The organism is Absicoccus porci (assembly GCF_003725415.1).
GTDB classification, from domain to species: Bacteria; Bacillota_I; Bacilli_A; order Erysipelotrichales; family Erysipelotrichaceae; genus Absicoccus; species Absicoccus porci.
Genome location: NZ_RJQC01000003.1, coordinates 195,786 through 211,074, shown reverse-complemented (window position 1 = coordinate 211,074; position 15,289 = coordinate 195,786). Strand labels below are relative to the sequence as shown.

Annotated in this window: 11 protein-coding genes and 3 rRNA genes; all 14 read right to left on the bottom strand. The window is 41.1% G+C overall.

What is annotated here, in order from left to right; genetic code table 11:
- Positions 1-13: 13 nt before the first annotated feature.
- On the bottom strand, positions 14-361 hold the full coding sequence (rplS, locus tag EDX97_RS09095) for a 50S ribosomal protein L19 (RefSeq protein WP_128520846.1): 348 nt from the start codon (positions 359-361) through the stop codon (positions 14-16).
- A gap of 90 nt (positions 362-451) precedes the next feature.
- Positions 452-1,177 (bottom strand): tRNA (guanosine(37)-N1)-methyltransferase TrmD, encoded by a 726-nt coding sequence (gene trmD, locus EDX97_RS09090; RefSeq protein ID WP_128520845.1) that lies wholly within the window; start codon positions 1,175-1,177, stop codon positions 452-454.
- Complete coding sequence (rimM, locus tag EDX97_RS09085) at positions 1,174-1,662, bottom strand: ribosome maturation factor RimM (protein ID WP_128520844.1); 489 nt, start codon at positions 1,660-1,662, stop codon at positions 1,174-1,176. Before rimM ends, trmD begins: the two co-directional genes overlap by 4 nt.
- A 40-nt stretch (positions 1,663-1,702) precedes the next feature.
- Positions 1,703-1,951, bottom strand: coding sequence for a KH domain-containing protein (locus tag EDX97_RS09080; protein ID WP_128520843.1), 249 nt, complete (start codon positions 1,949-1,951; stop codon positions 1,703-1,705).
- A gap of 2 nt (positions 1,952-1,953) precedes the next feature.
- On the bottom strand, positions 1,954-2,223 hold the full coding sequence (gene rpsP, locus EDX97_RS09075) for a 30S ribosomal protein S16 (RefSeq protein ID WP_128520842.1): 270 nt from the start codon (positions 2,221-2,223) through the stop codon (positions 1,954-1,956).
- Between the two features lie 83 nt (positions 2,224-2,306).
- The gene (gene ffh / locus EDX97_RS09070) at positions 2,307-3,722 is read right to left on the bottom strand and encodes a signal recognition particle protein (RefSeq protein ID WP_128520841.1); all 1,416 of its coding nucleotides are present in this window, start codon (positions 3,720-3,722) and stop codon (positions 2,307-2,309) included.
- Between the two features lie 47 nt (positions 3,723-3,769).
- The gene (locus EDX97_RS09065; RefSeq protein ID WP_128520840.1) at positions 3,770-4,702 is read right to left on the bottom strand and encodes a glycosyltransferase family 2 protein; all 933 of its coding nucleotides are present in this window, start codon (positions 4,700-4,702) and stop codon (positions 3,770-3,772) included.
- Between the two features lie 11 nt (positions 4,703-4,713).
- Complete coding sequence (locus EDX97_RS09060) at positions 4,714-6,096, bottom strand: tetratricopeptide repeat protein (RefSeq protein ID WP_128520839.1); 1,383 nt, start codon at positions 6,094-6,096, stop codon at positions 4,714-4,716.
- A gap of 47 nt (positions 6,097-6,143) precedes the next feature.
- Positions 6,144-6,257: ribosomal RNA gene (gene rrf, locus EDX97_RS09055) — 5S ribosomal RNA — on the bottom strand.
- 49 nt (positions 6,258-6,306) lie between these two features.
- Positions 6,307-9,187, bottom strand: a 23S ribosomal RNA gene (locus EDX97_RS09050).
- Positions 9,188-9,391: 204 nt separating this feature from the next.
- A 16S ribosomal RNA gene (locus EDX97_RS09045) occupies positions 9,392-10,930 on the bottom strand.
- Together the 16S, 23S and 5S rRNA genes form the textbook arrangement of a ribosomal RNA operon.
- A gap of 177 nt (positions 10,931-11,107) precedes the next feature.
- Complete coding sequence (locus tag EDX97_RS09040) at positions 11,108-12,091, bottom strand: IS30 family transposase (protein ID WP_128520838.1); 984 nt, start codon at positions 12,089-12,091, stop codon at positions 11,108-11,110.
- Positions 12,092-12,218: 127 nt separating this feature from the next.
- Positions 12,219-14,333, bottom strand: a complete 2,115-nt coding sequence (gene ppk1, locus EDX97_RS09035; protein ID WP_128520837.1) for a polyphosphate kinase 1 — start codon at positions 14,331-14,333, stop codon at positions 12,219-12,221.
- Positions 14,326-15,234: a Ppx/GppA phosphatase family protein gene (locus EDX97_RS09030; RefSeq protein ID WP_128520836.1), complete on the bottom strand. Its 909-nt coding sequence runs from the start codon at positions 15,232-15,234 to the stop codon at positions 14,326-14,328. Before EDX97_RS09030 ends, ppk1 begins: the two co-directional genes overlap by 8 nt.
- Positions 15,235-15,289: the final 55 nt, after the last annotated feature.

Sequence of the window (15,289 nt, the reverse complement as noted above, 5' to 3'; positions counted from 1 at the left end):
AAACGGCTTCAGTTTATCGAATTTCTTTTAAACGAGCAGATTTTCCAGAACGTCCTCTTAAATAACCTAGCTTATTACGACGAACTTTACCATTTCGTACGACTTCGATTTTTGCGATAATTGGTGAATGCAATGGGAATTTACGTTCTACACCAATTCCACTTGACATTTTACGTACGGTAAAAGTTTCAGAGATTCCTCCACCACTACGTTCGATGACTACACCTTCGAATACCTGGATACGAGATTTGCCACCTTCTTCGATCTTAACGTGTACACGCACTGTGCTTCCTGAACGGAAGGCAGGAATGTCACTCTTTAATTGTGATTTTGTGATTTCATTCACTAAATTTAAATTCATTTCTATGTCCTCCTATTTCGTTTCGATGATCTTGTTCATTCACAAAACTGCCAGCGGAACACATCGGCATAAATGCGTAAATATATTATCTTATTTTTTCTGACTTTGCAAGATAGAATCGACAATTTCTTGATCAGATACACTTAAATTTTGATTTTTTAGTAAGTCCGGACGATGCAAAGCCGTATTTTTCAAGGCTTGTTCATGACGCCATCTGGCAATATTAGCATGATGTCCACTTAATAATACATCCGGTACTTTCTTGCCATCATATATTTCCGGACGTGTATATTGAGGATATTCTAATAGACCATGACTAAAGGAATCATCACTACTTGAATCTTTCTTGATCACACCATCAACCATTCGTACGATTGCATCACACATCACCTGACATGCAGGTTCTCCACCAGTCAATACAAAATCGCCCAGTGATATTTGGATATCAACATATTCACGAATTCTTTCATCAAATCCTTCGTAATGACCACAAATAAAAATCAGATGGGATTTCTTTGACAAATCAATAGCCATGGATTGATTGAATGTCTTGCCTTGCGGACTCAATAAAATAACTGTACTTTCTGGTGTACGAATGGATGCCAATGCATCAAGGATGGGTTGACACATTAAAACCATACCAGCTCCACCACCATATGGGGTATCGTCTACATGGCCATGCTTTTCATGCGTAAAAGTACGAAAATCAATGGTTTCAAATGAAAACAATCCTTTATCATAAGCTCTTTTAATAATGCTGGTAGATAAGAAAGCATCAAAATAAGATGGAAAGAGCGTTAAGACAGATATCTTCATCGTAAACCTGCCATTTCTTTGATGATGATCTTTTTTTCATTGACATCAACGGATTGAATAAATGTTGGTACATAGGCACACAAGAAATTCTTTTCCTTGGTTCCAATACGTAACACAAGATTGGCACCGGTTTCTAAGATTTCTAAAACTTTGCCCAATGCTTCACCATCCGTATTGTAAACATCACAGTCCATCAACTCATAAAAATAATAGTGACCTTCAGGTAGTGGCGGTAACTCAGAAATGGGAATAAAAAGATCTTTAGTTTTTAATGCTTCGGCTTGTTCAATGGTAGTGATACCTTCAAACTTAGCATAACCAAATCCCTTTTGCATACGAAATGATTGAACGGTCATCTTCGTATTATCCGCTAAATACAATTCACGACCGATTTGAAACCGATCATCTACATCATCGGTAATCAAATAAAGTTTGCATTCCCCTTTTAGACCATGTGTATTGATAATTTTAGCAACCTTTACCATAAATGCCTCCTAAAAAAACAAGGATGTGAAAAGTCACATCCTAGTATGCTTCGAATTTCACAGAAATTCTTTTATGTTCATCCCGTGCAGCAATCGACATCATTTGACGAAGACTCGTTGCCATAGAGCCATGACGGCCAATCAAACGAGCAACATCTTCATTATTTGCATACACATACAATAAGATCTCATTCTCATTGGTTGAAGTCATCGTTTTTACCGATAAACTATTTTTATCTTCTACCAATGGTGCACACAAATCATAAAGCGTCTTTTCTAGATCGACCATAGTTATTTAGCCAATTTAGACTCATGAAATTTCTTCATAAGTCCTTGTTTTGATAAGATGGAACGAACTGTATCGGATGGTTGTGCACCATTTTGTAACCACTTCATTACTTTTTCTTCATCTAAAGTAACTTGTGCTTCTGCATTTAATGGATTGTAAGTACCCAATTGTTCGATAATACGTCCATCACGAGGACTACGAGAATCTGCTGCTACGATACGGTAGAAAGGATGACCCTTTTTACCCATTCTTTTTAAACGTAATTTAACCATAAGAATTACCTTCCTTTTCTTGATTGCTTATCCACTATACCAAACTCATAAAATGGTGTCAAGTATTTTTACTTGACACCATTTTATCTTTTTTTCTTTTTTCTTTTCTTTTTCATTTTTTTACTGCCTGCATGTTTGGATCCACCAGGCAATCCACCACCGCGCTGCATATTTTGTAAAGCAGACATATTTGGCATACGACCGCTCGACATCATTCGTGTCATCGATTGCATTTGTTCGAGTTGTTTGATCAACTTGTTGACATCTGCCACTTTGACACCAGAACCTTTCGCAATTCGATTTTTACGACTGGCCTTTAACACTTCTGGATGATCTCTTTCATATGGCGTCATCGATTGGATAATGGCTTCGGACCGTTTCATTTCATTATCCACTACATCTGTATCCATATTTCGAGCCAATTTATTCAATCCCGGAACCATCTTCATCATATTTTGGATGGAACCCATTTTCTTAACTTGTCCAAATTGATCAAGCATATCGTTAAAGGTGAAAATTCCTTCTTGCATACGTCTGGCTGTTTTTTCTTGCACATCCATATCCAAGCGTTCTTGTGCTTGTTCCACCAATGTCATCACATCGCCCATGCCTAAGATACGATCAGCCATACGATCTGGATGGAAAGCTTCTAGATCATCCACTTTTTCACCATTGGATACAAACAATACAGGAACTTGAGTAATGCTGCGAACTGACAATAAACCACCACCACGAGCATCACCATCTAGTTTTGTTACAACCAATCCTGTAATTGCTAACTGTTCATTGAAATCCTTAGCAACCGTTACAATGTCTTGACCTGTCATCGCATCAACTGTCAATAAGATTTCATCCGGTTGAACAAAGGATTTCATATCCGACAATTCTTGCATTAATGCTTCATCAATATGAAGACGTCCAGCCGTATCAAAAATGACTAAATCTTTTTGGCGGTCTTTCGCATAATCTAAGGCTTTTCGAGCTGTTTCTACTGCATTGACTTCAGGCCCTAAAGAAAAGACTTCAACATTGATTTCTTTACCTAAAGTCTGTAACTGTTCAATAGCTGCTGGACGAACCACATCACAAGCAACCAACAGAACTCGTTTTTTCAGCTTTTCGTTGCAATATTTCGCAATCTTTGCAGATGCCGTTGTTTTACCTGTACCTTGCAGACCAACCATCATGATGGTTGTCATGCCTTGTTTCTTGAAATGAATCTGTGCATCTTCTTCACCCAATAAAGTCTGAATCTCATCATGAACGATCTTAACGACCATTTGTGAAGGATTTAATGATTCCATGACTTCTTGGCCTAATGCTTTTTCTTTGACATCGGCGACAAATTTTTTTACGACATCATAATTCACATCCGCTTCCAGAAGGCTCATGCGCACTTCTTTGAGCATGTCATTCATATTTTTTTCTGTCAGTTTACCCTGTCCAGATATATTTCGTATCGCCTTGGATAGACGATCACTTAACGATTCAAATGCCATGTTGTTTTCTCCTCAATTATTCCTTGTCTATTCTATCATACTCCATACTAATGACCAAAATCTTCCTGTGTACGAGCGGAATATCCCAATCGCCATAAAACATATTTACGCCAAATCAAATACGCCATATGATAAATTGGATGGATTTGTTCCCAATCAATGGTTGCGGGCATATATTTGGCATGATTTTTTTGTCTAAGCATGGTATATAAAATCATCATATCCGCATTAAAATATTGCTGATCAAAATGAAACGTTTCTTTGGGATAGGCTTTCTTTAAATACATATCTTGGTATTCAACGGAATCTCGCATTTGATAGACCATTTCTATATTCATGTGATTTGTCAATGAACCTGCATGTTGCATATAGTGATAATAACGTTTAGATACATTTCCAATTCTTTTCGCCTTGATCATAGTTTTAAAAATAGTATAAGCATCTTCAAACCGTTTTGTATTGACTGGAAATTCTATCTCATCAAATAATTCTTTCTTATATAACTTGGCCCATGGATAATTATTTATTCCGGTACCACGAGCTAAAGAATCCAATGCTTCGATTGATGTCATCGTTCCGGTTTTACATCCTTTGCGATAGAAACGTCCAAATGGATAATCAATCACATAACCACATGTCACTAAATCGCAATCATTCGCTTCCATGTAATGTACCATAACTTCGATAGCTTTTTTATCGAGATAATCATCACTATCCATAAACATTACGTATTTTCCTTTGGCCATCTGCAGGCCACGATTGCGCGCCATAGATACACCCGCATTTGAATAGGAAAATAGATGGACATTGTGATATTTCTGCACATATTCTTTCGCAATATCAAAAGAATGATCTTCTGATCCATCATCGATCAATACAATTTCAATATCTTCATAGGTTTGATTGACAAGAGACTTTAAACATTTACCTATATATGTTTCTACATTGTATATAGGTACAATAATACTGACTAAAGACATCCGGCCCTCCTTTATGAATGACTGCGATTATCTTGGATATCTTCCAATAGTTCATAAAAGATATCGAGATCTTCTGTATCGGGATTATCATTGGCATAATCCATAAAATTAGCTAAAAAATCAGTAGCTTCGGTTTCTTTATGCAACAAGCCCATAGACACAAAAGCCATATAGGCAACAAGACCATTCGGCATGGCCGCTTGATAATGCTGAAAAACTTGTTCAAATTTGCATAAATAAAATTCAAAAACGACTCGTAGTTTATAATAATCATCAAAACTATCAGGATCAATCGATCGTAAATAGTTAAATCCGTCTTCATAGTTATGAGTACGTAAATAATAACGCATGACTAAGCTGTAATATTCTTGTTCTTGTTGAATATCGTGAAAGAAAGGTTTTCGCTCAATAAACCATTCAGAAAATTCTTTATCTTGCATAGCTTGCGCAAAATGGAACATATACAAAAAGATATCGATATTTTTCTGTGCATCATCCAGATGCATCAGAATATATTTTTTATATGTTCGATTCTTACTTCTCTGGTAGGCAGATAAATGATACTGAATAGACTGTAGTAACGATATTGAATTATCATCCGGCATATGAATGATACGCTCATATAAGGAAAGTGCTTTTTCATCTTGTTGGTTACGTACATATAAATCAGCTAATTCATCTAGATGTGCAAGATTGGGTAATTGATTACATAAATCTTGGGCAATCTCAATGGCTTGATTCATATCATCTTCAGCTACATAATATTCAATGAAATATTCCATCTTTTTATAAGGATCTTGGATCTTATTGATGAATGTAAAAGCCAAATCAAGTTGATTGAGCCATAAAAATTCTTCAACAATTTCATATATTCCATTGTGCTCCAATTGAATATATTGATTTAAATATTCATTGCATAAAACTTTTTTATTTTCCAATCCATAAACAATACCACAGTAGTATAAAGCTTTTTTATTTTCTGGTTGATCAAGCAATACATCTTCAAAATAAGAAATGGCTTGTGGATATTGTTTCAATTTCATATCACAAAGACCTAACATATATCGAATATGTAAAGCAGAAACATTGTCTTTATTAATGTCACATTGTTGATAAAGTATTTGTGCTTTTTCATATTGCTTTTTTCCAAAATAGCCATCCGCTAATCGTTCATTGATTAAAGGATCTTTTCTATTATGATGTAAAGCTTCTTCCATTAACTGGATAACTCGGTCATAATCTTCAATTTGAATCAATAAATCAGAATAAGACAAATAATAAAACGTATCTTTTCCAAATTTTCTTTTATATATTTCTAAATAATCAAAAGCTTGATCGTATTGATCATGGATTATAAATTGTGAAATTTGATTTTGAAATTCATTTTTATTCATATGTATTATGATACTCAAAAAAAAGAGTGGAGTAAACTAAAAAAAGGACCCGGCAGCGTGCTATGTTCGCAGGGGCAGGCCCAACTATCTTCGCCGCGGGAGTGCTTAACTTCTGTGTTCGGGATGTCAACAGGTGTATCCACTCCGCTATCGCTACCGGATCCTTTGAGAGATGCTCTCTCAAAATCGAACAACGCTTCCGACTCTTCTCAGATCAAGTCCTCGACCGATTAGTACCAGTCAACTCCGTACATCGCTGTACTTCCATCCCTGGCCTATCTACCTTATCGTCTTTAAGGGGTCTTACTTCTTGGGAGATCTCATCTTGGAGTAGGCTTCGTGCTTAGATGCTTTCAGCGCTTATCCTTTCCCTGCTTAGCTACCCGGCTGTGCTCCTGGCGGAACAACCGGTGCACCAGCGGCAGGTCCATCCCGGTCCTCTCGTACTGAGGACAGCTCTCCTCAGATCTCCAACGCCCACAACAGATAGGGACCGAACTGTCTCACGACGTTCTGAACCCAGCTCGCGTACCGCTTTAATGGGCGGACAGCCCAACCCTTGGAACCGAATCCAGCTCCAGGATGCGATGAGCCGACATCGAGGTGCCAAACCTCGCCGTCGATGTGAACTCTTGGGCGAGATCAGCCTGTTATCCCCAGGGTAGCTTTTATCCGTTGAGCGACGGCCCTTCCATTCGGCACCGCCGGATCACTAATCCCGACTTTCGTCCCTGTTCGACCTGTTTGTCTCACAGTCAAGCACGCTTCTGCATTTGCACTCGACGATTGGTTTCCATCCAATCTGAGCGTACCTTTGGGCGCCTCCGTTACTCTTTGGGAGGCGACCGCCCCAGTCAAACTGCCTGCCTGACACGGTCCCCGGTCCCGCTCAGGGACCTGGGTTAGAACTCCGATCGCACAAGAGTGGTATCCCACCGGCGACTCCTCGTATTCTGGCGAACACGTCTCTCTGTCTCCCACCTATCCTGTACGTCTACGACCAAAGTTCAATATCAAGCTGCAGTAAAGCTCCATGGGGTCTTTCCGTCTAGTTGCGGGTAACCTGCATTTTCACAGGTACTAAGATTTCACCGAGTCTGCTGCCGAGACAGCGCCCAAATCGTTACACCTTTCGTGCGGGTCAGAACTTACCTGACAAGGAATTTCGCTACCTTAGGACCGTTATAGTTACGGCCGCCGTTCACTGGGGCTTCAACTCACTGCTTCCTCTTTCGATTCACAGATCCTCTTAACCTTCCAGCACCGGGCAGGTGTCACCCTCTATACTTCGCCTTGCGGCTTCGCAGAGAGCTGTGTTTTAGTTAAACAGTCGCTTGGGCCTCTTCACTGCGGCTCTTTCGAGCACTCCTTCTCGCTAACTTACGGAGTCATTTTGCCGAGTTCCTTGGCAACAGTTCTCTCGCTCACCTCGGGATACTCTCCCTGCCCACCTGTGTCGGTTTTGGTACGGGCCGGACATACATTGCTAGAAGCTTTTCCTGGAAGCCGGTCCGCATGTCTTCGCTACTCGATCGCTCTTTCGCTTCCCTGTCACGTCTTCACGTTCCGATGACCGGATTTGCCTGGTCATCCGCTACCTCGCTTCGCCCTCAATCCGTTAAGAGGGTCATGCTTCCCGTCTCCGTCACTCCTTCGCTCTACATCCGGGTGCAGGAATATCTGCCTGCTTTCCATCCGCTACGCCTTTCGGCCTCGCGTTAGGTCCCGACTTACCCAGGGCGGACGAACCTTCCCCTGGAATCCTTGGGCTTTCGGTGTGAAGGATTCTCACCTTCATCTCGCTACTCACACCGGCATTCTCGCTTCCATGCGGTCCACCGCTCCTCTCGGTACGGCTTCTTCCTGCATGCAACGCTCCCCTACCACATCTTTACGATATCCGCAGTTTCGGTATCCGGCTTAGCCCCGGTACATTTTCGGCGCAGGGTCACTCGACTAGTGAGCTGTTACGCACTCTTTCAAGGATGGCTGCTTCTGAGCCAACCTCCTAGTTGTCTGTGCATCCCCACTTCCTTTTCCACTTGGCCGGAATTTTGGGACCTTAACTGGCGATCTGGGCTGTTTCCCTCTTGACCATGGACTTTATCACTCACGGTCTGACTGCCGTGCATCCTGTTCGGCATTCGGAGTTTGATTGAGTTCAGTACCCCGGGATGGGGCCATCACTCATTCAGTGCTCTACCTCCGATCAGGTTCTTCACGACGCTAGCCCTAAAGCTATTTCGGGGAGAACCAGCTATCTCCGGGTTCGATTGGAATTTCTCCCCTAGCCACAAGTCATCCGCCAGCTTTTCAACGATGGTCGGTTCGGTCCTCCATTCAGTTTCACCTGAACTTCAACCTGCTCATGGCTAGATCACCCGGTTTCGGGTCTGCGATGTTCTACTTCCGCCCTATTCAGACTCGCTTTCGCTGCGGCTCCGCGTTTTCCCGCTTAACCTCGCATCTCATCGCAACTCGCCGGTTCATTCTACAAAAGGCACGCCATCACCCTTCAACGGGCTCTGACTTCTTGTAGGCATACGGTTTCAGGTTCTCTTTCACTCCGCTCCCGCGGTTCTTTTCACCTTTCCCTCACGGTACTGGTCCACTATCGCTCACTCAACTATATTTAGCCTTGGCGGATGGTCCCGCCTGCTTCCGACAAGATTCCTCGTGTCTCGCCGTACTCAGGATCCTGCCCGCTTCCTTTCGCATGTCGTCTACGGGGCTTGCACCCTCTTCGGCCGCGCTTCCAATCGCGTTCCACTATGCTCCATTCGTCTTTGGCAGTCCTTCAACCCCGTCCCTCGGGACGGTTTGGGCTGGTCCCCTTTCGCTCGCCGCTACTCAGGGAATCATTCTTATTTTCTTCTCCTGCGGGTACTTAGATGTTTCAGTTCCCCGCGTACCTCTCATATCCCTATGGATTCAGAATATGATGACCGATCTTCTATCGGCCGGGTTCCCCCATTCGGATATCGATGGATCTTCGCTCCCTAACAGCTCCCCGTCGCTTTTCGCAGTTTGGCACGTCCTTCTTCAGTATTGAGTGGCCAGGCATTCGCCGTACGCCCTTCCTTGCTTGATCTTGGTTCTCTTCGTGTTTTCTTCGAGATTCTTCAGAACTGTTCTACTACTGTTTATGAAATCTTCTTCACTAAACGTTATAGACCTTCTGTTGTCTTCTTCGTTGTTCGATTTTCAAAGATCATCTCTGAGAAATCTTCCGATCTCTCAAAACTGATCAGGAATCCTTTTCGCACATCTCTCTGTACACTTGCTTTCTCCTTAGAAAGGAGGTGATCCATCCCCACGTTCCCGTAGGGATACCTTGTTACGACTTAACCCCAGTCATCGGTCCTACCTTCGACGGCTCACTCCCTAAGGTTATGCCACCGGCTTCGGGTATTACTGACTCCCATGGTTTGACGGGCGGTGTGTACAAGGCCCGAGAACGTATTCACCGCGACATGCTGATTCGCGATTACTAGCGATTCCAACTTCATGGAGTCGGGTTGCAGACTCCAATCCGAACTGGGACGGACTTTTCGGGATTCGCTCCAGGTCGCCCTGTCGCTGCCCTCTGTATCCGCCATTGTAGTACGTGTGTGGCCCAGGCCATAAGGGGCATGATGATTTGACGTCATCCCCACCTTCCTCCGGTTTGTCACCGGCAGTCTGATATGAGTCCCTAACTTGATACTGGTAACATATCACAAGGGTTGCGCTCGTTGCGGGACTTAACCCAACATCTCACGACACGAGCTGACGACAACCATGCACCACCTGTCTCCCTGATAGCCTCCGATACATCTCTGCATCTTTGCAGGGGATGTCAAGGCCTGGTAAGGTTCTTCGCGTTGCTTCGAATTAAACCACATACTCCACCGCTTGTGCGGGCCCCCGTCAATTCCTTTGAGTTTCACACTTGCGTGCATACTCCCCAGGCGGAGAACTTATTGCGTTGACTGCGGCACTGAGTTATTCCCCCAACACCTAGTTCTCATCGTTTACGGCGTGGACTACTAGGGTATCTAATCCTATTTGCTCCCCACGCTTTCGTACTTCAGCGTCAGTTGCAGACCAGGCGACCGCCTTCGCCACCGGTGTTCTTCCATATATCTACGCATTTTACCGCTACACATGGAGTTCCATCGCCCTCTTCTGCACTCCAGCCGGACAGTTTCCAGTGCAGTGCTGCAGTTGAGCTGCAGCCTTTCACACCAGACTTATCTGGCCGCCTACGTACCCTTTACGCCCAATCATTCCGGATAACGCTCGCCACCTACGTATTACCGCGGCTGCTGGCACGTAGTTAGCCGTGACTTTCTGGCGAGATACCATCAAACCGGAAGCATTCCCTCTTCCTGTCCTTTTTCTCTCGCAACAGAGCTTTACAATCCGAAGACCGTCTTCACTCACGCGGCATTGCTCGTTCAGGGTTCCCCCCATTGACGAAAATTCCCTACTGCTGCCTCCCGTAGGAGTTTGGGCCGTGTCTCAGTCCCAATGTGGCCGTTCGCCCTCTCAGGTCGGCTATGCATCGTCGCCTTGGTGGGCCGTTACCTCACCAACTGGCTAATGCACCGCAGGTCCATCCATGTCCAGGGCCGTGGCCCCTTTAACATATCGAAGATGCCTTCCATATGCCTATCCGGTTTTAGCAGTCGTTTCCAACCGTTGTCCCGGGTACATGGGCAGGTTACCTACGTGTTACTCACCCGTTCGCCACTGATCCGGAAGATGCAAGCACCTTCCTTCTCCGTTCGACTTGCATGTATTAGGCATGCCGCCAGCGTTCATCCTGAGCCAGGATCAAACTCTTCATTTGATTTAGCTCTACGATGTCTCTGACATCTTTTTTTCCTTTTCGAAATTGACGTGTTTCTTGGTTTCCTGTTCAGTTTTCAAAGATCGTCGCTCTCTCAAGCGCTTTTTAATTTAATCATATTTCTTCCCTTTTGACAAGTACTTTTTTAAAATTTTTTTAAAAAGATGAATTGCCAAATTAAGTGCAACACGATGTATGTGAGTCTGTTTCGTTCATAACTTCATTTGGTGTCTTATAGCCAAGGAACTTTCGTGGCCGATTATTCATCAGTTCAAGATTATGCTTTAGCTCATCTTCATCGACAAGTGATAGGTCCATTCCTTTCGGATAGAATTCTCTTAACAGTCCATTGGCGTTTTCATTTGTTCCTTTTTGCCAGGCACAGTATGGATCGCAGAAGTAGGTACTGCAGTGCAGCGCATTTTCTATATCTTCATAACCGGCGAATTCTTTTCCGCGGTCGAACGTTATCGTCTTGACCATGTCTTCGGGATAATCTTTTAATGCTTTGATGATAGCTTGGCTGACAATTTCGGCTGTTCTGTTTGGAACCTTTATCGCAATATACATCCTTGATTTTCGCTCTGCTAATGTCACAAAACAGGCTGAAGATTTGCACTTGCGATCAATTTTACCGAATACAACAGTATCACCCTCCCAATGTCCTAATTCTTTTCGTTTATAGACATCTTTGGGGCGTTTTTTGATTGTCCTGCCGCCATCATTGAATTTTCCTCTGGTTTCGGCCGGTCTTGTAAAGTTTCCTTTTCTTCTTAGACGTGCCATTGTGATAGGACCAAGCCTTTTCTGGTGAATCATTCGATAGATCGTTGATGTAGAAGGAACTTTGTGTGCTGTTTTTCTATTTGCGATTTGTTCAGGCGACCAATGATCTTCTATTCTAGATTTTACGTAGGATAGCGTATCCTCACAGGAAATATATTTTCTGCCACAATGATGTTTTCTGTTTTGATATATTTCCTGGGCTTTCAAAGGGATATACCAGGAATCTCGTTCATTTGTTTGGTTTCGTTTCAATTCTCTGGAAATCGTACTCGGACTTCTTCCAAGTTGCTTCGCTATTTCACGAATCGATACGTCAGAAGAAGCAAGTAAAGATATGACTGTTCTCTCATTTATGCTAAGATGGTTGTAGTTCATGGGATTCTCCTTGATAAATGTTTGTTTTGTCACTCACATCTTATCACTTGGGTCCATGGACTTTTTTTATTCTTATAGCTGTTGCACTTATTATGATAATTTATCAAAAAGAAAAAGGCAGATGAAATCATCTACCCAAAATTCGATCAATAAATTTGAAAATACCCGACTTTTTCTCCTCTTTGACCTTTTTATTTAATGCCAATTCCTCGGCTTTTTTCATCGCATAATTTTGTGAATCAAATAAAGTTTCAGTATCTAATTTCGTGTACGTACCGTCTTTCTGTAAAACTCGACCTTTCACATCATCCTTAAATTGATCCTTGAAATAATCTAAGATATCTTGTTTTAATTTTGGTTCATCGATTGGACAAGCAACTTCTACTCGTTTTTCAGTATTTCGTGTCATAAAATCAGCACTCGAAATATATACCTTCTGCTCATTACCAACACCAAATGCATAAATACGAGCATGTTCCAAATATCGACCCACAATACTATGTACTTCTACTTTTTCAGTATAATTAGGTAATCCTGGAACAATACAACAAATACCACGAACAACCATCTTTACAGGTACGCCTGCTTGTGATGCATCACTAATCTTTTTAATCAAATCCACATCCGTGACGGAATTCATCTTTAATAGAATTTGAGCCGGCTCATTATTTTCCGCTTTAGTAATTTCCTTATCCATCATTTCCAAAACATGGGATTTTAGACTTACTGGCGAAACCAATAAACGATTATAGGATCCTTTGGTGTTACCCAAAGCCATATTATTGAAGAAATGCATAGCATCTTCACCAATATCCGGACGTGCGGTGATAAATGAATAATCTGTATACTGATGACTTGTTTTTTCGTTATAGTTTCCAGTACCAATTTGCGTAATATGTTGAATACCATGCTTCGACTTACGCGAAATCATACAAACCTTTGAATGTACCTTATATTCCTCAAAACCATATTGCACACGACCACCTGCATTTTCGATTACTTCTGCCGCTTCAATATTTCGTTTCTCATCAAATCGTGCACGCAATTCCATTAAAACACTGACTTCTTTGCCATTTTCCAACGCTTCAATCAGATAATGAATGATACGACTATTCTTGGCTAAACGATAAATCGTCATTTTTATTGAAATAACATCTGGATCATTCGCTGCTTCTTTTAACAAATCAAGGAAAATATCAATATTTTGATATGGATACAATAACAAAACATCATGATTCAATATTTGCGGTATGATTTTACGATCACGATCTACATAAATACTTTCTTGTGCCTTAAATGGTGGATAAGATAAATAACCTAAATGTACTTTTTCTGCATGATCAGTTAACGCAAATAAATAATCCATGTCTAATGTAGATTTTGAAAGGAAAGCTTGTTCCGTCTCCAAATGCAGATTTTTACACAAAAATTGAATAGAATCTTCATCCGCTTCCTTATAGAGTTCCAAACGAATGGGAGACAAACGATCCCTTTTCTTCAAAATTTTTTTCATGTAGTGACGATAATCTTCATCCACATCAATTTCTTTCATGTTTAAGTTTATATCCGCATTTCGTGTTACGCGAATGATCGTCTTATATAAGATTTCATTCTTAGGGAAAATCGATTTAACCATGTAGTAAATCAATTGTTCCAATAATGCATAATTTCCCGAACCATCTTCAAAATAAATGATTCGATCAATGACAGTTGGTACTGGAACAATGCCATAAATAACTTGATCATTTTCTTTCATCCGCACAAAAATATATTGTTGCTTATTCAATAAATGCGGAAATGGATGTTGTAGATCAATGATTTGTGGAGACAACACGGGTAAAACATGTTCTTCAAAATAAGCATATAAAAATTTAGATTGCTTTTTGGTTAGATCTTTTTTATGGACACGACATAAGTGGATATCTCGCATCGTATGCTCAATTTCTTTCGTCACTGCATCTTTTTTCTTATACAACGTATGTGTTGTGTGAAAAATCGCATGTAATTGTTCCGTTGGTGTCAATCCACTCCGCTTATCATGATGATCTTTGTCTACCAAAGACATATCATATAAACTACCACAACGAACCATATAGAACTCATCTAAGTTACTGCCAAAAATAGCTAAAAACTTCAAACGCTCTAACAAGGGTACATCTGGATCCGCTGCTTCTTCTAGTACACGTTCATTGAATTTTAACCATGATAATTCACGATCCTGTGTAAATGGATACTCACGCATGTTTCAACACCTTATCTATCATATAGCCTTCCCGTACACCATTCGTTGATACTTGAATATTTTTGGCACGACTATACTGAGCCACACTTTGAATAAGTAATAAACCTGGAAACATCGTATGCACTCGATCGGCTTTTACTTTCAAAAACAAACGAATGGTCTCTTTTTCATCTTTGGATAATACTTTGATCAGTTCGGATAAATCGTCTGGTTTGATCACAAAGTTATTGGGATCAACCATCTTTAAATGAACCATCAATTCACGAATAGCACGCATACTACCACCCGTTACCACTAAATTATTTACGCGAAACATACCTTTACTTGGTTCAGCACTTTTCAATTCTTGTTTCACTCGATCTTGAATGGCCGTAATTTCACTCTTTGTGGGGATGATACGATCCACATATTCATTAAAAAGATTTAACGAACCAACCGGAAGAGAACATACAAATCCAATTCGTTTTTGGTCATAAAGTACGATTTCGCTACTTCCACCACCAGTATCCATATACATACCATCGTCATAATGAATACCTAGTAAAGCACCATCAAATGAAATCAAACCTTCTTGGGCACCAGATAAGATTTCAATCTGAATATGACAATGAGCAGATACTTGATTGAGTACGTCTTCGGTATTTTTTATATTTCTTAACGAAGCGGTCGCAAAAGCATCGATCACATCAATATTCAACAATTGAGCTGTCCGTCTAAAATCCAACAAACATTCAATCAATGCATCAATTCCTTCTTGTGACATTACTTTCTTCTTTACATACGAAGCCAAACCAACTGCTGATTTCTTCGATACCAATAAAGAAAAATTTTCATCCTTTACTTGGTAAAGATTCATTCGAACAGTATTGGATCCAATATCAATAATCGCATATGTTCTCATGTTATATATTATAAACCTCCCTATTTCTCTCTATCGTAAAGTTTGCGTAAAAAGC